The organism is Streptomyces tirandamycinicus (assembly GCF_003097515.1).
GTDB lineage: Bacteria > Actinomycetota > Actinomycetes > Streptomycetales > Streptomycetaceae > Streptomyces > Streptomyces tirandamycinicus.
The window spans coordinates 4,579,990-4,604,086 of the sequence record NZ_CP029188.1 but is presented as its reverse complement, the minus strand read 5'-3'; the positions used below and the strand labels follow the sequence as shown (position 1 = coordinate 4,604,086).

The 24,097-nt window shown below is 72.7% G+C and carries 22 protein-coding genes and 1 riboswitch; of the genes, 11 read left to right on the top strand and 11 right to left on the bottom strand.

From position 1 onward, the window contains the following. Positions 1-380 precede the first annotated feature (380 nt). From DDW44_RS20455 to DDW44_RS20435, 5 genes are all read left to right on the top strand, one after another. On the top strand, positions 381-2,576 hold the full coding sequence (locus tag DDW44_RS20455; protein ID WP_206307305.1) for a carbon starvation CstA family protein: 2,196 nt from the start codon (positions 381-383) through the stop codon (positions 2,574-2,576). 14 nt (positions 2,577-2,590) lie between these two features. Then, on the top strand, positions 2,591-2,797 hold the full coding sequence (locus DDW44_RS20450; protein WP_206307306.1) for a YbdD/YjiX family protein: 207 nt from the start codon (positions 2,591-2,593) through the stop codon (positions 2,795-2,797). Between the two features lie 89 nt (positions 2,798-2,886). Next, positions 2,887-3,387: a GNAT family N-acetyltransferase gene (locus DDW44_RS20445; protein ID WP_108907301.1), complete on the top strand. Its 501-nt coding sequence runs from the start codon at positions 2,887-2,889 to the stop codon at positions 3,385-3,387. A gap of 54 nt (positions 3,388-3,441) precedes the next feature. Continuing rightward, positions 3,442-3,584, top strand: a riboswitch (cobalamin riboswitch). Between the two features lie 125 nt (positions 3,585-3,709). Next, on the top strand, positions 3,710-6,088 hold the full coding sequence (locus DDW44_RS20440) for a ribonucleoside-diphosphate reductase subunit alpha (protein ID WP_108907300.1): 2,379 nt from the start codon (positions 3,710-3,712) through the stop codon (positions 6,086-6,088). Between the two features lie 57 nt (positions 6,089-6,145). Then, on the top strand, positions 6,146-7,153 hold the full coding sequence (locus DDW44_RS20435) for a ribonucleotide-diphosphate reductase subunit beta (protein ID WP_017947116.1): 1,008 nt from the start codon (positions 6,146-6,148) through the stop codon (positions 7,151-7,153). A 263-nt stretch (positions 7,154-7,416) separates the two neighbouring features. Here DDW44_RS20435 and DDW44_RS20430 read toward each other — a convergent pair whose 3' ends face one another. The 9 genes from DDW44_RS20430 to DDW44_RS20390 all read right to left on the bottom strand — a co-directional run bounded on the left by DDW44_RS20430 (position 7,417) and on the right by DDW44_RS20390 (position 16,069). Beyond that, complete coding sequence (locus tag DDW44_RS20430) at positions 7,417-8,154, bottom strand: D-Ala-D-Ala carboxypeptidase family metallohydrolase (RefSeq protein WP_108907299.1); 738 nt, start codon at positions 8,152-8,154, stop codon at positions 7,417-7,419. A gap of 310 nt (positions 8,155-8,464) precedes the next feature. Next, positions 8,465-9,094 carry a peptide deformylase gene (def, locus tag DDW44_RS20425; RefSeq protein WP_018892033.1) on the bottom strand — a complete coding sequence of 210 codons (630 nt, stop codon included), beginning with the start codon at positions 9,092-9,094 and terminating at the stop codon, positions 8,465-8,467. 66 nt (positions 9,095-9,160) lie between these two features. After that, positions 9,161-10,156, bottom strand: coding sequence for a tetratricopeptide repeat protein (locus DDW44_RS20420; RefSeq protein ID WP_108908893.1), 996 nt, complete (start codon positions 10,154-10,156; stop codon positions 9,161-9,163). A gap of 131 nt (positions 10,157-10,287) precedes the next feature. After that, positions 10,288-11,571 (bottom strand): HD-GYP domain-containing protein, encoded by a 1,284-nt coding sequence (locus DDW44_RS20415; RefSeq protein ID WP_108907298.1) that lies wholly within the window; start codon positions 11,569-11,571, stop codon positions 10,288-10,290. Continuing rightward, on the bottom strand, positions 11,568-12,965 hold the full coding sequence (locus DDW44_RS20410; protein WP_108907297.1) for an HD-GYP domain-containing protein: 1,398 nt from the start codon (positions 12,963-12,965) through the stop codon (positions 11,568-11,570). The genes DDW44_RS20415 and DDW44_RS20410 overlap by 4 nt, the downstream gene beginning before the upstream one ends. 285 nt (positions 12,966-13,250) lie before the next feature. Beyond that, complete coding sequence (gene rsrA / locus DDW44_RS20405; RefSeq protein WP_017947122.1) at positions 13,251-13,568, bottom strand: mycothiol system anti-sigma-R factor; 318 nt, start codon at positions 13,566-13,568, stop codon at positions 13,251-13,253. Further along, positions 13,565-14,212: a sigma-70 family RNA polymerase sigma factor gene (locus tag DDW44_RS20400; protein WP_017947123.1), complete on the bottom strand. Its 648-nt coding sequence runs from the start codon at positions 14,210-14,212 to the stop codon at positions 13,565-13,567. Before DDW44_RS20400 ends, rsrA begins: the two co-directional genes overlap by 4 nt. Positions 14,213-14,576: 364 nt before the next feature. Beyond that, positions 14,577-15,212, bottom strand: coding sequence for an alpha/beta hydrolase family protein (locus tag DDW44_RS20395; protein WP_017947124.1), 636 nt, complete (start codon positions 15,210-15,212; stop codon positions 14,577-14,579). Positions 15,213-15,253: 41 nt separating this feature from the next. Continuing rightward, positions 15,254-16,069: an SOS response-associated peptidase gene (locus DDW44_RS20390; RefSeq protein WP_018892029.1), complete on the bottom strand. Its 816-nt coding sequence runs from the start codon at positions 16,067-16,069 to the stop codon at positions 15,254-15,256. Positions 16,070-16,819: 750 nt separating this feature from the next. On the opposite strand from DDW44_RS20390, the gene DDW44_RS20385 reads away from it, so the two are divergent. The 4 genes from DDW44_RS20385 (at position 16,820) to DDW44_RS20370 (ending at position 20,377) form a co-directional block, all read left to right on the top strand. Continuing rightward, positions 16,820-17,512: a M50 family metallopeptidase gene (locus tag DDW44_RS20385; protein ID WP_108907296.1), complete on the top strand. Its 693-nt coding sequence runs from the start codon at positions 16,820-16,822 to the stop codon at positions 17,510-17,512. Positions 17,513-17,580: 68 nt separating this feature from the next. Beyond that, positions 17,581-18,921, top strand: a complete 1,341-nt coding sequence (gene aroA / locus DDW44_RS20380; protein WP_018892028.1) for a 3-phosphoshikimate 1-carboxyvinyltransferase — start codon at positions 17,581-17,583, stop codon at positions 18,919-18,921. A 15-nt stretch (positions 18,922-18,936) separates the two neighbouring features. Continuing rightward, on the top strand, positions 18,937-19,947 hold the full coding sequence (gene rsgA, locus DDW44_RS20375) for a ribosome small subunit-dependent GTPase A (RefSeq protein ID WP_018892027.1): 1,011 nt from the start codon (positions 18,937-18,939) through the stop codon (positions 19,945-19,947). 106 nt (positions 19,948-20,053) lie between these two features. Next, a complete protein-coding gene (locus DDW44_RS20370; protein WP_027733504.1) occupies positions 20,054-20,377 on the top strand; it encodes a DMT family transporter in 324 nt (107 codons plus the stop codon). Here DDW44_RS20370 and DDW44_RS20365 read toward each other — a convergent pair. Further along, a complete protein-coding gene (locus DDW44_RS20365; protein WP_108907295.1) occupies positions 20,343-20,969 on the bottom strand; it encodes a TetR/AcrR family transcriptional regulator in 627 nt (208 codons plus the stop codon). The two genes, DDW44_RS20370 and DDW44_RS20365, sit on opposite strands and share 35 nt — an antisense overlap. A gap of 163 nt (positions 20,970-21,132) precedes the next feature. Here DDW44_RS20365 and hisN point away from each other — a divergent pair, with 163 nt between their 5' ends. Together hisN and DDW44_RS20355 are read left to right on the top strand one after the other, a co-directional pair. Beyond that, a complete protein-coding gene (gene hisN, locus DDW44_RS20360) occupies positions 21,133-21,930 on the top strand; it encodes a histidinol-phosphatase (RefSeq protein ID WP_018892025.1) in 798 nt (265 codons plus the stop codon). Between the two features lie 170 nt (positions 21,931-22,100). Next, a complete protein-coding gene (locus DDW44_RS20355; RefSeq protein ID WP_018892024.1) occupies positions 22,101-22,523 on the top strand; it encodes a CBS domain-containing protein in 423 nt (140 codons plus the stop codon). 83 nt (positions 22,524-22,606) lie between these two features. On the opposite strand, the gene DDW44_RS20350 is transcribed toward DDW44_RS20355, so the two are convergent. Beyond that, positions 22,607-24,085: a catalase gene (locus tag DDW44_RS20350; protein WP_279634812.1), complete on the bottom strand. Its 1,479-nt coding sequence runs from the start codon at positions 24,083-24,085 to the stop codon at positions 22,607-22,609. Between the last annotated feature and the right edge of the window lie 12 nt (positions 24,086-24,097).

The window sequence follows — 24,097 nt, the reverse complement described above, 5'->3', positions numbered from 1 at the left end:
GACCCGCGTCCCGTGTGAAGCCCGTGCGACCCGTCCCGTGAAGCCCGTGCGGCCCGTCCCGTGAGGCCCGCGGGGCCCGTCCCGCGGGGCCTGCCGCCGTCTGCGGTCGTCTGCGGCTGGGGCCGTCCTCCGGGCGGGTTACGGCCGACGGTTCCGGGCGGTTCCCGGTGGTTCCGGGCGGTTCCCGGTGGTTCCGGGCGGTTCCCGGTGGTTCCGGGCGGTTCCCGGTGGTTCCGGCCACGGGGTGGAGCGGCCCGAACCGCGGGACGCCGCCGCAGACTTTGCCGTACCGAGATGCGAGCCGGGGGTGACTCCCGGGGCGGCAGTCGCCTACATTGCCTGCGCGTTACATGCGATCACCACGGGACGGGAGCCACACCATGGCCGAGCCTGCACCATCGAGCACATCCCGGCGGAGCATGACTCCCCGGTCCATCGCCGTCTGGGCACTCGTCGCGCTGGTGGGCGCCGGCGGCTGGAGCGTGCTCGCCCTCGCGCGGGGTGAAGAGGTCTCCGCCGTCTGGATGCTGGCGGCGGCGCTCGGCTCGTACGCCATCGCCTACCGGTTCTACGCGCGCTTCATCCAGTACCGCGTCCTGCGGGCCGACAAGACCCGCGCCACCCCCGCCGAGCGGCTCGACAACGGTGTCGACTTCCACCCGACGGACCGGCGGGTGCTGTTCGGCCACCACTTCGCGGCCATCGCCGGAGCCGGTCCGCTGGTCGGCCCGATCCTCGCCGCCCAGATGGGATACCTCCCGGGCACCATCTGGATCATCGTCGGAGTGATCTTCGCCGGTGCCGTGCAGGACATGGTCACCCTGTTCTTCTCCACCCGCCGGGACGGCCGGTCGCTCGGCCAGATGGCGCGGGACGAGATCGGCCCCTTCGGCGGCGTGGCCGCCCTGATCGCGGTCTTCGCCATCATGATCATCCTGCTGGCGGTGCTGGCGCTGGTGATCGTCAACGCCCTGGCGCACTCCCCGTGGGGCGTCTTCTCCATCGGCATGACGATCCCGATCGCCCTGTTCATGGGCGTCTACCTGCGTACCCTGCGGCCGGGCCGGGTCAGCGAGGTGTCGGTCATCGGCGTCGCGCTGCTGCTGCTCGCGATCATCGCGGGCGGCTGGGTCGCGGACTCCTCGCTCGCGTCGTTCTTCACCCTGGAGCCGGGCACCCTGGTCGTCTGGATGGTGATCTACGGATTCCTGGCCTCCGTGCTCCCGGTCTGGCTGCTGCTGGCCCCGCGCGACTACCTCTCGACCTTCATGAAGGTCGGCACCATCGTGCTGCTCGCACTGGGCGTGGTCATCGCGATGCCGACCCTGAAGATGCCGGCCGTCACCGAGTTCGCGGGCAACGGCCAGGGACCGGTCTTCGCGGGCTCGCTGTTCCCGTTCGTGTTCATCACCATCGCGTGCGGCGCGCTCTCCGGCTTCCACTCCCTGGTCGCCTCGGGCACCACCCCGAAGATGATCCAGAAGGAGACCCAGATCCGGATGATCGGCTACGGCGCCATGCTGACCGAGTCGTTCGTCGCGGTCATGGCGATGATCTGCGCCTGCATCCTCGACCCGGGCCTGTACTTCGCGATCAACTCCCCGTCCGGCGTCATCGGCACGACGGTCGACTCCGCCTCCCAGGCGGTCGCCAACCTCGGCTTCACCGTCTCCCCCGAGCAGCTGACCCAGGCCGCGAAGGACGTCGAGGAGTCGAGCCTGCTCTCCCGCACCGGCGGCGCGCCGACCTTCGCGCTCGGCATGTCGGAGATCTTCTCCGCGGTCGTCGGCGGCGCCGGGATGAAGGCCTTCTGGTACCACTTCGCCATCATGTTCGAGGCGCTCTTCATCCTCACCACGGTCGACGCGGGCACCCGCGTGGGGCGCTTCATGCTGCAGGACACGCTCGGCAACGTCTACCCGCCGATGAAGCAGGTCAGCTGGAAGCCCGGCGTCTGGTTCGCCAGCGCGGTCGTCGTCGGCGGCTGGGGCTACTTCCTCTGGGTCGGCGTGCACGACCCGCTCGGCGGCATCAACCAGCTCTTCCCGCTCTTCGGCATCGCCAACCAGCTCCTCGCGGCCGTCGCCCTCGCCGTCTGCACCACGCTGCTGGTGAAGTCCGGACGCCTCAAGTGGGCGTGGGTCACGGCGGTCCCGCTCGCCTGGGACGCCACGGTCACCCTCACCGCGAGCTGGCAGAAGGTCTTCTCCGGCGACCCCAAGGTGGGCTTCTTCTCCCAGCGCGAGAAGTACCAGGCGGGCATCGACTCCGGCGAGGTGCTGGCTCCGGCGAAGTCGATGGACGACATGCACACCATCGTCACCAACTCCACCGTCGACGGCGTGCTCGCGGCGCTGTTCGCCCTGCTCATCGTGGTGGTCCTGGCGGACGCCGCCCGGGTCTGCTTCCGGTCGATCAGCAAGCCGGAGACCGTCCGGCTCGCCGAGGTCCCGTACGTCGAGTCGAAGCTCGTCGCGCCCGCCGGGCTGTTCGCCACCAAGGAGGAGAAGGCGGAGCTCGCGACGGCCGGCGCCGGCGCCGGCGGCCACGAGGCTGCCGGAAGCGGCAGGACGTGAGTACCGTGGCGGGTATGGCGATGGTGAGCGGCGTGCGGCGCGCGGTGGGCTGGATCCGCTGGTACGTGCGCGAGGTCTCGGGCGAGTCGGTGTACGACCGCTATGTGGCCCACACGCGGTCGCACGACCCCGACGCGGAGGTGATGTCCCGCCGCGAGTTCGAACGCCGCCGCACGGACGAGCGGGAGGCCGACCCCCGCAAGGGGTTCCGCTGCTGCTGACCACCCGGTCCGACCGCCGCCCACGGGCCTCCGCGCCCCCTCCGGGGAAAGCGGAGGCCTGCGCCGTACCCGTGGAGCACACTGCCGACATGGACATCACCATCAGGCGCGCGGAGCCCGGCGACCACGAGGCCCTCGGGGCGGTCACGACGCGGGCGTACCTCGACGGCGGGCTGCTGGACTTCGGCGAGGACGACCCCTATCTCGCCGTGCTGCGGGACGTCCCCCGGCGGGCCGCGGAGGCCGAGGTGCTGGTCGCGGCCGACCGCGGGGGGCGGATCGCCGGCGGGGTGACGTTCACTCCGTACGGCGGGCCCTGGGCCGAGGTCGCCGGCCCGCTGGAAGCCGAGTTCCGGATGCTGGCGGTCGACCCGGCGGCCCGCGGCCGGGGAGTGGGGGAGGCGCTGGTGCGGGCGTGCGCCGAGCGCGCCCGGGCCCTCGGCTGTCAACGGCTGGTCCTCTCCACCCATTCCGCGATGCACGCCGCCCATCGCCTGTACGGACGGCTCGGCTTCGCGCGGACACCCGGGCGGGACTGGACACCCGTGCCCGGCATGCCTCCCCTGCTGACCTACGCCCTGGAGCTCTGAACGGGCTCACGACACAACATGTGGGGGGTGCCGCAACTCGCCGCCCCTACATGTATGCTCGTGCTCGCTGTCGACGCAGGGGAATCCGGTGGGAATCCGGAACTGTCCCGCAACGGTGTACCGGCGTGCGCCGGTCCGAAACCAGGACCCGTACGCCCCGTGTGAGTCCGAGAACCTGCCGACGGTGCGCCCGGACCGTCCGGCCCGGGTGCCCAGACGTCCGGGCCTCGCGGAAAAGGCCGGTGGACGCGGTCCGCCCTGCCCGGGTGTGCGTCCGTGCCCCCGCCCCGCCGGCCCCCAGCCGAGCGAGGGAGAGCACCCCGTGACCATCGCGCCGCCCGATCCTGCTTCAGCGCAGCTCGCCGACGGACCAGGCACCGCGCTCCTGCGGACCCTGACCGAGCTCACCGCCGACCTGCCCGACGCCGACCCCGGCCGGGTGGCCGCGGCCGCTCTCCGGGGCCGTCACGCGGGCTCCGACGAGGCCGAACTGCGCGAACTGGCCACGGAGGCGGCCGCCGGGCTGATCTCCGAGGACCCGGCGTACTCCCGGCTCGCGGCACGACTGCTCACCCTCACCATCGCGGACGAGGCGGCCGGCCAGGGCGCGTCCGCGTTCTCCGGCTCGATCGCCGTCGGCCACCGCGAGGGGCTGATCGCGGACCGCACCGCCGCGTTCGCCGGGGCGCACGCCCGGCGTCTCGACGCGCTGGTCGACCCGGACGCCGACGACCGCTTCGGCTACTTCGGCCTGCGCACCCTCTACAGCCGCTATCTGCTCCGGCACCCGATCACCCGCAAGGTCATCGAAACCCCGCAGTACTTCATGCTGCGCGTCGCCTGCGGTCTCGCCGAGGACGACTCCCCGCGCGCGCTGGACGAAGTGGCGTCCCTGTACGGGCTGATGAGCCGCCTCGACTACCTGCCGTCCTCCCCCACGCTCTTCAACTCCGGCACCCGGCACCCCCAGATGTCGTCCTGCTACCTGCTGGACTCCCCGCTGGACGAACTGGACTCCATCTACGAGCGCTACCACCAGGTGGCACGGCTCTCGAAGCACGCCGGCGGCATCGGCCTGTCGTACTCCCGCATCCGCTCCCGCGGTTCGCTCATCCGGGGGACCAACGGCCACTCCAACGGCATCGTGCCGTTCCTGCGCACGCTGGACTCGTCGGTGGCCGCCGTCAACCAGGGCGGCCGGCGCAAGGGCGCCGCCTGCGTCTACCTGGAGACCTGGCACGCGGACATCGAGGAGTTCCTGGAGCTGCGGGACAACACGGGCGAGGAGGCGCGCCGCACGCACAACCTCAACCTGGCGCACTGGATCCCCGACGAGTTCATGCGCCGGGTGAACGCCGACGCCGACTGGTCGCTGTTCTCCCCCGCCGACGTGCCCGAGCTCGTCGACCTCTGGGGCGACGACTTCGACGCCGCGTACCGCAAGGCGGAGGCCGCCGGGCTCGCCCGCCGCACCATCCCCGCCCGTGAGCTCTACGGGCGCATGATGCGCACCCTCGCCCAGACCGGCAACGGCTGGATGACCTTCAAGGACGCGTCCAACCGCACGGCCAACCAGACCGCGGAACCCGGTACCGTCGTCCACTCCTCCAACCTGTGCACCGAGATCATCGAGGTGACCGACGACGGCGAGACCGCCGTCTGCAACCTCGGTTCGGTGAACCTCGGCGCGTTCGTCGTACCGGACGCCGCCGACGGCGAGGAGGTGATCGACTGGGCGCGGCTGGACGACACCGTCCGCACCGCCGTGACCTTCCTCGACCGGGTCGTCGACATCAACTACTACCCGACCGAGCAGGCCGGCCGCTCCAACGCCAAGTGGCGCCCGGTGGGCCTGGGCGCGATGGGCCTGCAGGACGTCTTCTTCAAGCTGCGCCTGCCGTTCGACTCCGCCGGGGCGAAGGCGCTGTCCACGCGCATCGCCGAGCGGATCATGCTGGCCGCCTACGAGGCGTCCTGCGACCTGGCCGAGCGCCACGGATCCCTCCCGGCGTGGGAGCGGACCCGCACCGCCCGGGGTGTGCTGCACCCCGACCACTACGACACGCAGTTCGCGTGGCCCGAGCGCTGGGCCGCGCTGCGCGAGCGTGTCGCCGCCACCGGCATGCGCAACTCGCTGCTGCTCGCCATCGCGCCGACCGCCACCATCGCGTCGATCGCCGGTGTGTACGAGTGCATCGAGCCGCAGGTCTCCAACCTCTTCAAGCGCGAGACGCTGTCGGGCGAGTTCCTCCAGGTGAACTCCTACCTGGTGGACGACCTGAAGCGGCTCGGCGTGTGGGACGCGCAGACCCGGGAGGCGCTGCGCGACTCCGGCGGCTCGGTGCAGGGCCTGAACTGGATCCCGGCCCAGGTGCGGGAGCTGTACCGCACCGCCTGGGAGATCCCCCAGCGCGGCCTGATCGACATGGCCGCGGCCCGCACCCCGTTCCTCGACCAGTCGCAGTCGCTGAACCTCTTCATGGAGACGCCGACCATCGGCAAGCTCTCCTCGATGTACGCGTACGCCTGGAAGCAGGGCCTGAAGACCACGTACTACCTGCGGTCCCGCCCCGCGACCCGGATCGCGCGGGCCGCCTCGGGCGCCGCTCCGGCCGCCACCATCCCCGTCCAGCAGGCCGCCGACCCCGAGGCCGTCGCCTGCTCACTGGAGAACCCGGAGTCCTGCGAGGCCTGCCAGTAACTCCGCCCCGCCATCCGCACCCCCCACCTCTGGAGGACGGCCCCCGCGCCGACTGCTATGAACGACAAGAACCTGCTCGATCCGGGCTTCGAGCTGACGCTGCGCCCGATGCGCTACCCGGACTTCTACGACCGCTACCGGGACGCCATCAAGAACACCTGGACGGTGGAGGAGGTCGACCTCCACTCGGACGTCGCCGACCTCGCCAAGCTGAGCCCGGGCGAGCAGCACCTGATCGGCCGTCTGGTCGCGTTCTTCGCGACCGGCGACTCGATCGTCGCGAACAACCTGGTGCTGACGCTGTACAAGCACATCAACTCCCCCGAGGCGCGCCTCTACCTGTCGCGGCAGCTCTTCGAGGAGGCCGTGCACGTCCAGTTCTACCTGACGCTGCTGGACACCTATCTGCCCGATCCCGAGGACCGCGCCGCGGCCTTCGCCGCGGTGGAGAGCATCCCGTCGATCCGGGAGAAGGCCCAGTTCTGCTTCCGGTGGATGGACTCGGTCGAGAAGATCGACCGGCTGGAGACCCAGGCCGACCGCCGCCGCTTCCTGCTGAACCTGATCTGCTTCGCGGCGTGCATCGAGGGGCTGTTCTTCTACGGGGCGTTCGCCTATGTGTACTGGTTCCGCTCGCGGGGTCTGCTGCACGGACTGGCGACCGGGACGAACTGGGTGTTCCGGGACGAGACCATGCACATGAACTTCGCCTTCGAGGTCGTGGACACGGTCCGCAAGGAGGAGCCGGAGCTCTTCGACGACGCCCTCGGGCAGCAGGTCACGGACATGCTGAAGGAGGCGGTCGAGGCCGAGCTGCAGTTCGCCCGCGACCTGTGCGGCGACGGGCTGCCGGGGATGAACACCGAGTCGATGCGCGAGTACCTGGAGTGCGTCGCCGACCAGCGGCTGACCCGGCTGGGCTTCGCCCCGGTGTTCGGCTCGCAGAACCCCTTCTCCTTCATGGAGTTGCAGGGCGTGCAGGAGCTGACCAACTTCTTCGAGCGCCGGCCGTCGGCGTACCAGGTCGCGGTCGAGGGCACGGTCGACCTGGACGAGGACTTCTGAGGCAGCCTTCCGAAGACCTCTGACGAGGGCTTCTCGGGGAGGGCGCGGGCCGCGGACGAGGCGGGCGCCCGGACCATCGGTGGTCCGGGCGCCCGCCCGCGTCGTGTGTCGTCCGCGCGGGCGGGTCCGCCCCACCCGCTCCGGCCGCTCCGGCCGCTCCGGCCGCTCCGGTTCCGGATTCCGAACCCGCTCCGGCCGCTCCGATCCCGGATTCCGAACCGCTCCGACCGGTCGGATCCCGGATTCCGAACCGCTCCGACCGGTCAGATCCCGCAGCTGGACGCCGACCAGAAGCGGCTCGCGCGGTGGTCGAGGTGGGTGTGGTCGCCGTGGCCGGGGTAGCCGGGGCCGAGGATGCCGTTGAAGCCGTGGTTGCGGGCCTGCTGGGCGAGGGTGCACAGCGAGTGCGGGCCGGCGCCCAGGTCCGCGGCGTCACCGTAGAGATGGCGGCTGCCGGACGCGCCGCCGACCGCGTCGTTGCAGGCGTGGGAGCGGAAACCGCTGGTCACCCGGATGGGCTGGTCGCCGAGCGCGTGCCGCATGGCTTCCAGCTTCCACATCGTGCGCAGGGCGTTGGACTTGGCGGTGGCGGCGCTCACCGCGCCGCCCGACCAGGTGGAGTTGCAGTCGTTGAGTTCGGCGTAGCTGAAGTGCACGGGGGTGCAGTCGTCGTCCTGGAGGGCGTACAGCTTGTTGAAGGTCGCGGAGCCGGCGACACCGTCGGCGGTGAGACCGTAGGCCGACTGGAAGCGTTTGACGGCGGCGGTGGTGGCGGGCCCGTAGTCGCCGTCGACGGCCAGGACCGCTCCGTAGCCGGGGTACCCGGCCACGCGGATCTGGAGCTCGGTGACATCGGCGCCGGTGGCGCCCTGGGAGAGGGTGCGGGACCAGGTGTAGCAGCCGTCGGCCTGCGCGGTGCCGGCGGTGGCCACGACCCCGCCCGATGAGGCCACCATGAGCATGACAATCGACAGCAGGAGTCGCGCGGTACGTCGGGGCATCGGCCCTCCATGACGAGTCCACCGGATAGGGAGTGCACGCCAGAGACTGGCCCCACGGTCGACGCGCGTCAACAGGGCGTGGGCAGCTGTCATTTGTCGGCCCACTGGCGGTCGCGACCGCGCCCCGCACCGGTGTTCGGGGGCGGGGCGCGGTCAGGACCGGCGGGCACGGAACGGCCGGCGGGCACGGAACGACCGTCGCACGCGGGCCGGTCCATGGGCCGCTCCGTCGCCGGCCGGCCAGGGTCGCCGGCCACGCTCAGGCGCCGGCCACGCTCAGTCGTTGGGGCCGCTCAGTCGTTGGGGCCGCTCAGTCGTTGGGTACGGTCTCGTAGCGCGGCGTGCCCTCGGCCATCTGCCGCAGCGCGTCCTTGCGGTCCCGCTTCGACAGCCGGTCGATGTAGAGCCGGCCGTACAAGTGGTCCGTCTCGTGCTGCAGGCACCGCGCGAAGTAGCCCGTGCCGCGCACCTTGATCGGCTTGCCCTCGGCGTCCTGGCCGTGCACCTCGGCATAGTCCGGGCGGGCGAGCGACGCGTACGCCGTCGGCACCGACAGGCATCCCTCGTTGGAGTCGTCCAGGACCCGGCGCTCCGGCGGCAGCTCCTGCAGCACCGGGTTGCAGACGACGCCCACGTGCCGCACGCCCTCGTCGTCCGGGCAGTCGTAGACGAAGACCTTGAGGTCCACGCCGATCTGGTTGGCGGCGAGGCCCACGCCCTCCGCCGCCCGCTGGCTGGCGAACATGTCGTCGATCAGCGCCGCGAGCTTGTCGTCGAACTCGGTGACGTCCTGGCACTCCCGGTGGAGCACCGGGTTGCCGACGACGGTGATGGGACGGGCGCCGCCGCGCTCGCGGTGGGTCCGCTCGCGCTCCTCGCAGTCCTCCGTGTCGACGACGAAGCCGTCGTTGATCTGCTCGTCCGTCTCCTGCTGCGCCATTTCCGCCGTAAGCCTTCCTCAAAACCGTCTCGATGACCCGTACAGCCTACGGCCCTGCGCAGGTGGTCAGCAGACCTCCTCGAGATCGCGCCACTCCCGGCTGTCGGGGCTGTCGGCCACCCAGCCGTCGAGCAGACCCCGCACCAGCGCGGCGGGGGCGGCGATCCCGCACTCCCGTTCCGGCACCCAGAGCTCACCGGCCGTGCGGTGGCCCAGCGGGCCCGGATGACCCGGCTCGCTGTGGTCGTGCGGGTCCAGGTGCTCCCCCTCCCCCTCGGCGCTCGGCATCACGCCCTCGGAACATGCCCGGCACAGCAGCCGCACCGACGAGGACCAGTCCTCGGCGGCGAATCCGGCGTCGGCGGCGAGCTGTTCCAGCGCGTCCCGGTCCTCCTCGGTCGCGGCCTCGAGCAGCACCACCCAGGTCGGCACGGGCGAGGGCGCCCAGAGCTCGATCTCGTCGAAGACGGGGAAGCTGTGCCCCGCGGTGGTGGTGCGCTCGCCGTGCGGAACACCGTCGTGCAGGACGACCTCGCCCCAGCGCCTGCCGGACGACGGCAGCGGGATCGACAGCACCTCTATCCGCGCGGGATCGAGCCTGCGGCCCCACACGACCTCCGCCTCGCCCTCGGGCGACAGCCGCACGGCCGCGCTGCCCAGTTCCATCCCGACGGGCTCCGCGGCCGCCCCGCCGCCCGCGGCCCTGGCACCACCGGGCACCCTCAGCCCGTAGGCCTGCCAGGCGCGCCGGGCCAGCGGCCAGTCCTGCAGGGCGGTGGCGGCGATCCCCACGTTCCACCAGTCGGGTGCTCCCGCCTCCTTGTCCAGGAGGGCGACGGCCCGCAGGCCCGCGGCGCGGGCCTGCTCCCAGTCGTGGCGGAACTTGTGCAGCAGCGCGAGGTTGAACCAGGACTCCGAGAGCCAGGGCTCCAGGTCCGCCGCGCGCGTCAGCAGCGCGCCCGCGTCCTCGTACCGGCCGTCGCCGATCAGCGTGAACGCGCGGTCGGTGGCCTGCCGCCAAGAGGCGGAGGGCCGATGCCGTACCTTCCCGAAGATCCTCACGATTCCCGCCTGCCGGTCGCTCGGGTCATTGCCCCCGCACACCGCCTGAGTGACTGTGTGCCGATATCTCTCAGTGGTCCTTCTTTCGCATCCAACCATGCCCGGTCGGACGCCCGCTCATTACCCATGGGTTACCCGGCCTGAGCGGGCCCGAGACCACCGCGCGACAGCACACGGGCCAGGGACTCCACGACCTCGGGCTGGTAGTCGTGCGCGGTTCCCAGCCGGAGCCGTTCCAGTGCGGTCAGTGCGCTCCCCGCACTGTCACCGGTGAGATCGTCGTACGCGTTGACGGCGCGGACGATTCGGGCGGGCAGCGGCTGCTCGCGGTACGGGTCGGCCTGCCGCTCCACGACCACCGCGACAGCCGGCGGAACCCCGGTCTGGCGAACGACGGCACCGCCCAGCAGGGCGATCCTGCGCTGCTCCTGCGCCGGAAGCAGGGCGGTCGCCCCGTCCGGGACGGGGTCCACCAGGGACAGCTGGCCGATGTCGTGCATCAGCGCCGCGTACTCCAGTACGGTCAGGTCGGGCCCGGAGAGCCCCATCTCCCGGCCGACCAGGGCGCTCAGGGCCGCGACCCGGCGCGCGTGCCCCTGGGGGGTGTAGCCCGCGATCTCGGTCGCCCGTGCGAGTGAGGCGATGGTCTGCCGGTACGTCGTCCGCACCGCCGCGAACCTCCGCAGCGACAACTGGGTGAGCAGCAGCGGCAGGCAGAACACCGGCGGTGCCCAGAGCCCGGCGACGGCCGTGCCCAGCGCCATGACGGCACCGGTCGCACAGACCGCGGAGCCGATACCGGGGAGCGAGCGCAGTTCGTCCCGCAGCAGCGGCCCGAAGGGTACGGGGGCACCTCCCGTGCGCTCGGCGCCACGGGGGAGGGTGCGGGACCGCACCACCAGGGACGCGAGGACGGCGTCGCACAGGGCGGTGAGCACCAGCACGAGCAGCATCGCCAGGACGTGGCCGGGGCCGGTGGCGAGCCGTTCCGCGGGGGCGCCGGGGCCGTGGAGGGGCTGGACGCAGGCCGCGGCGAAAGTGACCGTGATCACCCTGCGGGCCACCTGGTCGGGCGCCGGTCCCCGGCCGCGGGCGATGTGCGGGACGGCGCCGGCGAGGGTGCCGGCCGTGACGACGGCCACCGTCTGCGGAACGCCGTGCGAGGTGGCCTCCCCGGCGTTCGCGCCGAGCAGGGCGTAGGCGAGCGCGCTCGCGGCGCCGAGAGGGGCGGGCTCCCGCTCCCCCGGCAGGGCTCGCCGGCGGGCGAGTTCGCCCACCGCGATCATCAGGCCGAACACCAGGGCGACCACGGGTTCGGCGACCCCGTGGCGGCCGGTCCACCCGAGCCCGGCCGCGGCGAGCACGGCGGCCGCCCCGTTCACGGCGGTGACGGTGCCCGGTGCGGGCGGCTTCATCCGCCCTGCCGGTGCCGGGCGGCGGGTGCCGCTTCCTGCCGGGCAGGCGTGCCGCCTCGCCCGCGGGACGGCTGGGCGGGCACGGCCGGCTCGTCCGCCGTGACGGCGGCCTCCCAGCCGTGGCGTTCCAGGGCGCGGACGAGGGCCCGGACCATCCGGGGGTCGAACTGGGTGCCGGCGCATCGTTTGAGCTCCTCCACCGCGGCGGGCACCGGCCGCGCCCTGCTGTAGGAGCGGGTCGAGGTCATGGCGTCGAAGGCGTCGGCGACGGCGACGACACGGGCGACCTCGGGGATCTGCCGTCCGGCGAGGCCGTAGGGGTAGCCGCTGCCGTCGAGCCGCTCGTGGTGGTGGAGGATCGCGTCGCGGGCCTCGCCGAGGAAGCCGATGCCCCGGACGATCTCGTGCCCGTACTCGGGGTGCAGCTCGATCACCCGGCGTTCCTCGGGGGTCAGCGGGCCGTCCTTGCGCAGCACCCGGGTGGGTACGCCGAGCTTGCCCACGTCGTGGAGGATGCCGGCGAAGCGGAGCACTTCGAGCCGTTCCTCGTCCATGCCCAGCTCGCGGGCGATCAGCACGCTCGCCCGGCCCACCCGCTCGCTGTGCCCCCGGGTGTAGCGGTCCTTGATGTCGACGGCCTGGACGAGGGCGCGGATGGTGGACCGGTGGGCGCCCTGCTCGCGGTGGTACCGCGCGAAGACCCGGCAGGAGATGTACACGGGCAGCAGCACGAGGAGCGCGGCCGGCGGGCCGTAGGGGCTCCGCCACAGGACGGCCGCCGTCAGCCCGGCCAGCCCGTGGACGAGGTGCGGACCGAGTGACCCGGACAGCAGCCCGCGCCAGGCGGTCCGTACCGGGATGCGCTCGGCGGTGGCGAGGATGCCCCCGTCCAGGGCGGTCACGACGAGGCAGCACGTCAGCGCCGCGGCACCGGCCGGGACCAGGGCGTACGGGAGGGCGGGGCCCGCCAGGACGGCGGGACCGCCGCACAGGGCAGCCGCGGCGGACGCGGCCCCGGCGGCCAGGGCGAGCCGGGCGGCCCGCCAGACGCGCCGGACGCCTGCCGGGCGCCGGTCCACGCGTCCGAGCAGGGCCGCCGGCACCGCGGCCAGCGCGGCCCCGGCGGGTGGCAGCAGCAGCGCGGCGGCGAACAGGACGGGGAAGAACGATCCGGACCCGACCGGGGCGGACCCGACCGGGGTGGACCCGCCGAGCAGCCGCCCGAGGATCGGGGAGCGCCCCGGCACCTCGCTCAGGGCGTGGAGCCCGGCCAGCAGCGCCACGGTGGTCCAGGGCGTGTCCGCCCCGGGGAGCACCGCGGGCAGGGCGCACGCTCCGGCGCCCACCACCGCGCAAAGGATGTACGCGCGCGCCGGTCCGGGAATGCGTCTCACCCGCCGTCAGCCTCCTCGGCAGCCCCCAAACAGAGCGTCAGGCTAGCGAGTCGTCCACGTGCGGACGTTCCGTTGCGGCCGATTGGCACCATCGGGTGACAGGCGCGCGCATGTGCCCATACGAAAGGGCGGCGGACCGAGGACGCGGCGCAGGAGATGAAGCAGACATCGCGCGGGACATCGCGCGGGACACGGCGCAGGGGCGCGACCTCCCGGGTCGCGCCCCTGCGTCCGCCGTCCTGACGGGCCGGCCACTGGGCCGGGCGGGCTACTCGGCCGGGCGGGCTACTCGGCCGGGCTCGGCACGTCCGCCGGGCCGGCCGTCACATCATGGTCGGGCACGGCCTCACCGGCCCTGATGAGCTCGATCCGCCCCATCACCTTGGCGCGCAGGTCCACGGGCACGTCGTCATGGCCGCAGCAGCGCTTGACGAGCTTCTTCACCGCCTGCTCCAGGCCGTACTTCTCAAGGCACGGGGAGCATTCCTCGAAGTGCACCTCGAACTTGGTGCAGTCGGCGTCGGGCATCTCACGGTCGAGAAACTCGTACAGATGGTCGAGTACCTCCGCGCAGTCCGTCTCGTGCGGCTCTCCGCAGCTCATGAGCCCGCGCCTTTCCGATCGTTCGTCGACTCCCCGGCGCCCGCGGGAACGAGCCCGCGCTCACGGGCGTAGTCCTCCAGCATGCCGCGCAGCTGGCGGCGGCCACGGTGCAGTCGGGACATCACCGTACCGATGGGTGTCCCCATGATGTCCGCGATCTCCTTGTACGCAAAGCCCTCGACATCGGCGAGATAGACGGCGATGCGGAACTCCTCGGGGATCGCCTGCAGGGCTTCCTTGACGTCGGAGTCCGGCAGGTGGTCGAGAGCCTGGGACTCGGCCGAGCGCAGGCCGGTCGACATGTGCGACTCGGCGCGGGCGAGCTGCCAGTCCTCGATCTCCTCCGCCGCACTGCGCTGGGGTTCGCGCTGCTTCTTGCGGTACGAGTTGATGAAGGTGTTGGTGAGGATGCGGTACATCCACGCCTTGAGGTTCGTGCCCTCGCGGAACTGGTGGAACGAACCGTAGGCCTTCGCGTAGGTCTCCTGCACGAGGTCCTCGGCGTCGGCCGGATTGCGCGTCATGCGCAGCGCGGCCGAGTACATCTGGTCGAGGTAGCCGAGGGCGTCCCGCTCGAATCGCGCGTTGCGCTCGGCGGCCGTCTCTTCCGTGCGGCCGTCGTCGGTCCCAGTGACCGGACCCACCTCCTCCAACGCTGTGACGGGACCGAGACCGGACCCGCTCGAATCGGAGGATAGACGACCAACCGCTCCGCCCGCCGCCCGAGTCGTCGCCGCCTTCGGTGCGGGCAGCACGGCCCAGTCCAGGTCCGCGGCCTGCGACCGGCTCGGGCAGATGGTCGAACCCATGCGACGGACTCCCTCTCCACTCTCCTGTGCTGACGTGCTGCACAACAGGGAGCGCGCCCTCCGCTATTCCCGGCCACCGCCCGGGCCCGGTCAACGGCCGCCGTTCCCGGCCGCCACCCGGGCCCCGTCAACGGCCGCCGTTCCCACCGTCCGCCGCCCGGGCCGGAGTGCCGCACCGGGGCGCCGGGGCGCCGGGGTGTCACACCAGGGCGGTGATCCACTTCCGTACGCCGTCCACGACCGTCCCCAGCGCCTCCTGCTGGGTCAGGGCGGCCCGCTTGGGCACCGAGAGTGCGTGGTCGGCGGCGTCCACCGGGATCAGCTCGTACCCACCGTCCGGGAACTCCTCCGGCCTGCCGAACGGATCGTTGCCGCCCTGGACGACCAGAACCGGCACCCCGGCGCCGAGGAGCTCGTCCGCGCGGGACTTCTCGGGCCGTCCCGGCGGATGCAGCGGGAAGCTCAGCGCGAGGACGGCTCCCGCCCCCAGCTCACGGGCGGTCCGGCAGGCCACCCGCGCCCCGGCGCTGCGCCCGCCGGCGACGATCGGCAGCCCCTTCCCCTCCAGGGCGGGCCACAGGCCGCGCCATGCGGCGTCCAGGGTCTTCGGCGCGGGCGCGACCTTCTTGCCCGCCACCCGCCACGGCTGCTCCACCAGGGCCACCGTGACCCCGGCGGCGGGCAGCCCGGCCGCCAGGGCCTGCAGGTCGCGGGCGCCGATGCCGCCGCCCGCGCCGTGGCCCACCGCCAGCACCGCGCGGGCCCGGCCGGGGGCCGGGTGCCAGGTGATACGGGCGTCCCCGGCGGGTGTTCCCACGATCTCGCTCTCCGTCACGACAGCAGTGTCACACCACGGCCCGGGAATCGGGGGAAGGATCAGAAGAGCGTGCCGACCTCGGGGGCCGCCAGCTCCTCCACCAGCTCCGGCCCGTTGTTGCGGACGTTGGAGACGGCCGTGCCGACGGGATAGGCGCGCATCAGCCCCGTGGGCGGCGGCGCCAGCAGCCCGCGCAGCTCGTCCGGGTCGGTACGGGACGGGTCCAGCCAGGCGTCCCAGCGGTCCTCCGTGAGCATCAGCGGCATCCGCGGGTGGATGTCGGCCAGCGAACGGGGGCCTTCGGCCGGCGCCACCCCCAGCGGCCCGGTCTCCGCCTCGGTCGTGATCACGGAGCAGGTCACCCACCAGGACTGGGGGTGGTCGTCCGGCAGGGTCCGGTCGCGCCAGAACTCGTACAGCCCGGCCATTGCGAAGACCGAGCCGTCGGCCGGGGTGACGAAGTACGGCTGCTTGCGGGGCCGCTTCTTCCTCCCCTTCACCTCCAGCTCCCGCTCCTCGGTGCCGGTGACCCACTCGTAGTACCCGTCCGCGGGCAGGATGCAGCGCCGGGCCTGGAAGGGCCGGCGGAAGGACGGCTTCTCGTGGACGGTCTCGGCACGGGCGTTGATCATCCGGGCCGCGCCCTCGGGGCTCTTGGCGAAGGACGGGACGAGTCCCCACCTGAGTGTTCGCAGCTGGCGCACCGGACGGCGGTCGTCCGCGTCCTTCAGGGGACGCTCCAGCACCGCGTGGACCTCCTTGGTGGGGGCCACGTTCCAGTCGGGGGCCAGGGCCTCCGACGGCTCCCACTTCTCGACCCGGAAGAGTCCCGTGAGGTCCTCGGGCCTCCGGCTCGCCGCGTACCGTCCGCACATGTGTAACCACCCCTCCGCCCTGTGGATGCGCCCAGTGGAGCGGGCCGCCTCGGCCCGGCACCGGGCGTGGTGCCGGGCCGGCGCCGCATACGTCGCCTCGGCCGCCCGGCCGGTGGCGTCCGGGGTGAGGTACGCGTATGCGCCCGCCGTCTCCTGGTCGCTCCTGTGTCCCAGTCATCCCGGCCACGATGCCCATGTCCCACTGCCACCGGAACACGTCCAAGAGTGGCAGACCGCTGCCGCACGCGGTCACGGCGTCCCGGTCCCCGCAGGCCCGCGCCGGGACCCGGCCGCACAGAACCCGCCCTCACCGGACGCGCCCGCACAGAACCGGGCGTCACAGGACCCGCCCGCACAGAACCAGGCGTCACAGGACCCGCCCGCACAGAACCGGCGGCACAGAACCGGGCGTCACGGGACCCCACCGTCACGGAACCGGCCGGGACGCGAAACCGGCCGTCACGGAACCGGCCGGGACGCGAAACCGGCCGTCACGGGACCGGCCGCCACCGACCCGGCGCGGGCCGGTTGCCGGCCGTCACACGTCCGTCCCGGGGCGCCCGGCTCGGCGCACCCTCACCACCGGCGGGGCGAAAGCCCCGCGGCACCCCGCAGCACCCCGCCGCTCTCACCCCGTGACCTGCACGTTCACCGCCAGGAACGATCGCAGCCGGGTCGGCGTCTCAGATACCGTCCGCAGGTGAGTGCCACCCCGCCACGCCCCGAGCCCCCCGAGGAGCCACCCCGGAAATGGTCACACCCGAGATCTTCGCGACCCAGCCGGCCCCCGACCGCTGGCTGGTCATAGGCACGGCCGTGCTCGCCCTGGCCGCGGTCGTCCCGTCCGCGATATGGCGGCTGTCCCGCAACGCCATCACCATCGCCCACGAGGGCGGGCACGGCCTGATCGCCCTGGTCACCGGCCGGCGGCTGGAGGGCATCCGGCTGCACTCGGACACCAGCGGCCTGACGGTCAGCCGCGGCAGACCGACCGGCCTCGGCATGATCCTCACCGCGGCCGCGGGATACCCCGCCCCGCCGCTGCTCGGTCTCGGCGGCGCCTGGCTGCTCGCCGGGCACCGCATCACGCTGCTGCTGTGGATCGCCACCGCACTGCTGATCGCGATGCTGGTGATGATCCGCAACGCGTACGGGGCCCTCACCGTGGTCCTCACGGGCGCCGCGTTCCTGCTGGTGTCCTGGCTCACCGAACCGGAGGTGCAGGCGGCGTTCGCCTACGCCGCCGTGTGGTTCCTGCTGCTCGGCGGCGTCCGGCCGGCCTTCGAGCTGCAGGCGAAGCGCCGGCACGGGGGTGCGCCGGACTCGGACGCGGACCAGCTGGCGAGGATGACGCACGTGCCGCCCGCGATGTGGTTGTTCCTCTTCCATGCCGTATCGCTGTGCTCGCTGATCGGGGGCGGTCGCTGGCTGCTCGGTCTTTGACCGGTCGGTTTGCCGTGTGACCGGTCGGCGAACGACCGGGCCTCCGCGGGGCCACTAAAGTGTGGGCCATGACCGAGAGCCCCGTGCACACCGCCCTTTGGCCCGCCCCCCACGCGAGTGGGCCCGTCGATGCGACGGTCACCGTTCCCGGATCGAAGTCGGTCACCAACCGCGCGCTGGTACTCGCCGCGCTCGCCGCGGAGCCGGGCTGGCTGCGCCGCCCCCTGAGGTCGCGGGACACCCTGCTGATGGCGGACGCGCTGCGCGCCATGGGCGTCGGCATCGAGGAGCAGGTCTCCTCCAGTTCCACCGCGACCGGCGGCCCCGACAGCGGCGAGGCCTGGCGGATCATTCCGGCCGGGCTGCACGGACCCGCGACGGTCGACGTCGGCAACGCGGGCACGGTGATGCGGTTCCTGCCGCCGGTCGCCGCGCTCGCCGACGGCCCCGTCCGCTTCGACGGCGACCCCCGGTCCTACGAGCGGCCGCTCGGCGAGGTGATCCGCGCCCTGCGGGCCCTGGGCGCCCGGATCGACGACGACGGGCGCGGGGCGCTGCCGATGACCGTGCACGGCTCCGGGGCGCTGGACGGCGGCACGGTGGAGATCGACGCCTCCTCGTCCTCCCAGTTCGTCTCCGCGCTGCTCCTCTCCGCCCCCCGGTTCAACCAGGGGGTGGAGCTCCGGCACCGTGGCTCACGGCTGCCGTCCATGCCGCACATCCGGATGACCGTCGACATGCTCCGCGCGGTCGGCGCACAGGTCGACGAGCCGGAGACCGGCGGTGAGCCGGACGTCTGGCGGGTCCGCAGCGGCGCACTGCTGGGCCGGGACCTCACCGTGGAGCCGGATCTGTCCAACGCCCAGCCCTTCCTGGCGGCGGCGCTGGTCACCGGCGGCCGGGTGACCGTCCCGGACTGGCCGGAGCGCACCACCCAGCCCGGTGACGCGCTGCGGCAGATCTTCACCGAAATGGGCGGTTCGTGCGAGCTGACCGAGGCCGGGCTGACCTTCACCGGCTCCGGCCGGATCCACGGCATCGACGTGGACCTGGGCGAGGTCGGCGAGCTGACCCCGGGCATCGCCGCCGTGGCCGCTCTGGCCGACTCCCCCTCCACGCTGCGCGGCGTCGCGCATCTGCGGCTCCACGAGACGGACCGCCTCGCGGCCCTGACCAAGGAGATCAACGAGCTCGGCGGGGACGTCACCGAGACGGAGGACGGTCTGCACATCCGGCCGCGCCCGCTGCACGGCGGGGTGTTCCACACATACGACGACCACCGGATGGCCACGGCCGGAGCGCTGATCGGCCTGGCCGTCGAGGGCGTGGAGGTCGAGAACGTCGCGACGACCGCCAAGACCCTGCCCGACTTCCCGAGGATGTGGACCGACATGCTCGCCGGGAACTGAGCGGGGCGGCACGAGATGCGCCGCTACGGCAAGCACACCGACGAGGACGACGTCCGGGTCCGCCCGAACCGCAAGGGCAACCGGCCCCGTACGAGCATCCGCCCGAAGCACGAGGACGCCGCGGAGGGCATGGTCCTGACCGTCGACCGGGGCCGCCTCACCTGCCTCGTGGGAGACCGCACCGTCGTGGCGATGAAGGCCCGGGAGCTGGGCCGCAAGGCGGCCGTCGTCGGCGACCGGGTGGGCCTGGTCGGCGACCTGTCCGGCGCCAAGGACACGCTCGCCCGCATCGTCCGCATCGAGGAGCGCGCCTCCGTGCTGCGGCGCACCGCCGACGACGACGATCCGTACGAGCGGGTCGTCGTCGCCAACGCCGACCAGCTGGCGATCGTGACGGCACTCGCCGATCCCGAGCCCCGCCCGCGGCTGATCGACCGCTGCCTGGTCGCGGCCTACGACGGCGGCCTGGAGCCGCTGCTGGTGCTGACCAAGTCGGACCTGGCCCCGGCGTCGACACTGCTGGACCTGTACGGCGCGCTCGACATCCCGTACGTCGTGACCTCACGCGACGAGCTCTACGCGGGCGAGGCGGCGACCGTGGTGCGCGAGTACCTCGACGGCCGGATCACCGCGTTCGTCGGCCATTCCGGCGTCGGGAAGACCACGCTGGTCAACGCGCTGGTGCCGGAGGAGAGGCGGCGCACGACCGGGCGGGTCAACGCCGTCACGGGCCGCGGCCGGCACACCACCACCTCCGCGCTGGCCCTGCCGCTGGCGGGCGCGGGAGGCTGGGTGATCGACACTCCGGGAGTGCGGTCCTTCGGGCTCCACCACGTCGACCCGTCCCGGGTGATCCACGCCTTCCCCGACCTCGAGCCCGGCACGGAGCACTGCCCGCGCGCGTGTTCGCACGACGAGCCGGACTGCGCCCTGGACGAGTGGGTGGCCCAGGGGCACGCCGATCCGGCGCGCCTCTACTCCCTGAGGCGGCTGCTGGCCACGCGGGAGCGACGCGAGGGCGACTGACCCGCCTGCCTGCGCGGGCGACCGCGGTAAGTGCATAATCGCACCAAGTGAGACGAAGCGGTCGCGGGACGCGGTACGCGGGATCGGGGACGCGGGAGGCACTGACATGGCGTGGCTGCTCGTGGTCGTCGCCGGATTCCTCGAGACGGGGTTCGCCATCTGCCTGAAGCTGTCCCACGGCTTCACCCGGCTCTGGCCGACCATCGCGTTCGCGGTCTTCGCGGTGAGCAGCTTCGGGCTGCTGACGCTCGCCCTGCGCAAGCTCGACGTCGGACCCGCCTACGCGGTGTGGACGGGCATCGGGGCGGCGGGCACGGCCATCTACGGAATGGTCTTCCTCGGGGAGATCGCCTCGACCCTGAAGATCGTCTCGATCACGCTGGTGGTGGCCGGGGTCATCGGCCTGCAGCTCTCCAGCCCGGCCCACTGACGGCGGTACGGACCAGCCGGCCGACCCCCTCGGACGGACCCGCGACCACACAGGACAGCGCCAGCCGCACGGCCAGCTCGCAGCGCCGGCCGGCCTCCGCCGCCTCCTCCTCCGTACGGCGCCCGGCGCCCTGCTCCAGCGCGGCAAGCGACCGGTCTCGTACCGCCGCCACCAGCTCACAAGGGGCGGGGTGGCCGGCGTCCGCGCGCCGCTGGGCCGGGACGGCCGGACCGGCGGCGGACCGGACGGCGGGCCTCGGCGCGGGGAGCCGGTCGCTCCACCAGCCCGTGAGCAGGGCGCGCAGCAGCGGCCGGGAGCACGCCTCCGCCACGGTCCACTCGGCCAGCCGGACCAGCTGCTCGCCGGCCGCGGCCGGCTCCGCGAGCACCCGGTCCACGCCGGAGAGGTAGGCGTCGGCCTCGCGCCGCACCAGTGCCCGGGCGAGGCCGTCCTTGCCGCCGAACTCGTTGTACAACGTCTGGCGCGAGACACTCGCCGCCGAGGCGACGTCGACCATGCGGACGGCGGACCAGGGCCGGCCGGCGAGTGCGGCGTGAGCGGCGTTCAGCAGGGCTTCGCGCGCTGTGGGCATCGTGGGCCTCCCGGGCGGGGCCCTCCACGACCCCGCGGCTCTTCGCTCAGAGTTGACGCACGAACACCCACTGTCAAGGGCGTCGGCGGGCCGCGGACGCCCTCCGGCCGCGGAGGCGACCGGGCGGAACGGCCGGGCCGCACCCCGGGGATAGAGTGCGGACATGGCCGACTACCACGATGATCTGCGCCTCGCCCATGTCCTGGCGGACGCCGCCGACGCGGCGACCATGGACCGGTTCAGGGCGCTCGACCTCAAGGTCGAGACCAAGCCGGACATGACCCCGGTGAGCGAGGCCGACAAGGCGGCGGAGGAGCTGATCCGCCACCAGCTCCAGCGCGCCAGGCCGCGTGACGCGGTCCTCGGCGAGGAGTACGGCATCGAGGGCACCGGCCCCAGGCGCTGGGTCGTCGACCCGATCGACGGCACGAAGAACTACGTCCGCGGGGTTCCCGTGTGGGCGACGCTGATCTCCCTGATGGAGGCCGGCGAGGGCGGGTACCAGCCGGTGGTGGGTGTGGTCTCGGCGCCCGCGCTGGGCCGCCGCTGGTGGGCGGCGAAGGGCGCGGGCGCGTACACCGGGCGCAGCCTGTCCGCCGCGACCCGGCTGCATGTCTCCAAGGTTGCGAGGCTGTCCGACGCCTCGTTCGCGTACTCCTCGCTCGGCGGCTGGGAGGAGCGGGGCCGGCTCGGCGGCTTCCTGGACCTGACCCGGGCCGTCTGGCGGACTCGCGGGTACGGCGATTTCTGGCCGTACATGATGGTGGCCGAGGGCTCGGTGGACATCTGCGCGGAGCCGGAGCTCTCCCTCTGGGACATGGCGGCCAACGCGATCGTCGTGCAGGAGGCGGGCGGCACGTTCACCGGCCTCGACGGGGTCCACGGCCCGCACAGCGGAAACGCGGCGGCCTCCAACGGGCTGCTGCACGGGGAGCTGCTGGAGTACCTCAACCGGGACTGAGCGCGGGCCGCCCACGGCGGTTACCGGCCAGTTCGCCTCCCGTGCTCCCCCTTGGGCGCCGCGTCCCCTCTTGTTGCCCCGCACGATCGCTGCGAGTCTGAGAGTCTCCCCATTTGTGAACTTGTGAATCCCTTCTCGTTGAAGGGTTCATCAAGGAGGTGGCTCCATCCATGCTCGTCCGTGACGCCATGAGCACGGTGGTCCTCACCATCGGCCCCGCACACACCCTGAGGCAGGCCGCACGGCTGATGGCCGCACGGCGTGTCGGGGCGGCCGTCGTCCTCGACCCCGACACCAGCGGCCTCGGCATACTCACCGAGCGGGACGTCCTCGTCTCGCTCGGCGCCGGCCAGGACCCCGACCTCGAATCCGCCGCCGCCCACACCACCACCGACGTCGTCTTCGCCGCCCCCACCTGGACCCTGGAGGAGGCCGCGGGCGCCATGGCCCACGGCGATTTCCGCCATCTCATCGTGCTCGACGCCCAGGGACCCGTGGGCGTCGTCTCGGTACGCGACATCATCCGCTGCTGGGCACCCGCCCGGCACCGGACCGACCGGACCGACCGGACCGAGGCGACCCTCGCGGGCTGACCGCGGACACACGAGCGGGCCGGACCTCCTTCCGGGAGGTCCGGCCCGCTCTGCCACGGCAAGCGGTCCAGTGCTGGTTTTCGTCAGCCGCGCAGGGCCTGGACCGCGGCCTCCAGCCGCTTGCCGAAGTCTCCGTCGGCCCGACGGAAGTTGCCGATCGCCCGCTCGGCGATGTCGTCCCGCGAGACCTTGGCGATGAAGCCGGCCAGGTTCCCGACCAGCCGGCCCCTCTCCTCCTCGGACATCAGCCGGTAGAGGTTGCCGGCCTGGACGAAGTCGTCGTCCTCGGAGTGCGACGGGGCCTCGTGGCCGCCGGTGGCCCCCGAGACCGGGACGGGCTGCCACAGCGGCCGGTCCGTCTGGAAGGGACCGCCGAAGCTGTTCGGCTCGTAGTTCTTGGCGCCCTTGTGGCGGCCGTCGTAGAGCAGGCCGTCACGGGAGTGGCTGCGCGCCTCGGTGGCGCGCGGACGGTTCACCGGCAGGTGGTCGGCGTTGATTCCGACGCGGTAGCGGTGGGCGTCGCCGTACGCGAAGAGACGGCCCTGGAGCATCTTGTCCGGGGAGGGGCCGATGCCCGGCACGAAGTGCGCGGGGCTGAAGACGGACTGCTCGACCTCCGCGAAGATGTTCTCCGGGTTGCGGTTCAGCTCCAGCCTGCCGATCTCGATCGGCGGGTAGTCCTCGTGCGGCCACACCTTGGTGAGGTCGAACGGGTTGAACCGGTAGGTCGCCGCGTCCGCCGCGGGCATGATCTGGACCTGCACCGTCCACGACGGGAAGTCACCGCGCTCGATGGCCTCGCGCAGGTCGCGCTGGTGGCTGTCCGGGTCCGCACCGGCGAGCCGGTCGGCCTCGGCCTGGACGAGGTTCCTGATGCCCTGGTCGGTCTTGAAGTGGTACTTGACCCAGAAGACCTCGCCCGCCTCGTTGTTCCACTGGTAGGTGTGCGAGCCGTAGCCGTTCATGTGGCGGTACGAGGCCGGGATCCCCCGGTCACCGAACAGCCAGGTCACCTGGTGGGTCGACTCGGGCGACAGGCCCCAGAAGTCCCAGACGTTGTCCGCCTCCTGGCTGCCCGTGTACGGGTCGCGCTTCTGCGTGTGGATGAAGTCGGGGAACTTGATGGCGTCCCTGATGAAGAACACCGGGGTGTTGTTGCCGACGAGGTCGTAGTTGCCCTCCTCGGTGTAGAACTTCAGCGCGAAACCCCGGGGGTCGCGCACCGCGTCCGCCGCGCCGAGGCTGCCCGCCACGGTGGAGAAGCGCAGGAACGTCTCGGTCCGCTTGCCGACCTCGGAGAGGAAGTTCGCCCGGGTGTAGCGGGTGACGTCCGCAGTCACCGTGAACGTGCCGTAGGCGCCGGCGCCGCGGGCGTGCACCACCCGCTCCGGAATGCGCTCACGGTTGAAGTGCGCGAGCTTCTCGAGCAGCAGCTGGTCCTGGACCAGGACGGGTCCGCCGGCACCCGCGGTCTCGCTGTTCTGGTTGTCCGCGACCGGCGCACCGGCTTCGGTGGTGAGCGGTCCCTGCGACATGTGCGCCTCCTGCGAAAACTGCGTCATCGCCTGCCAGTC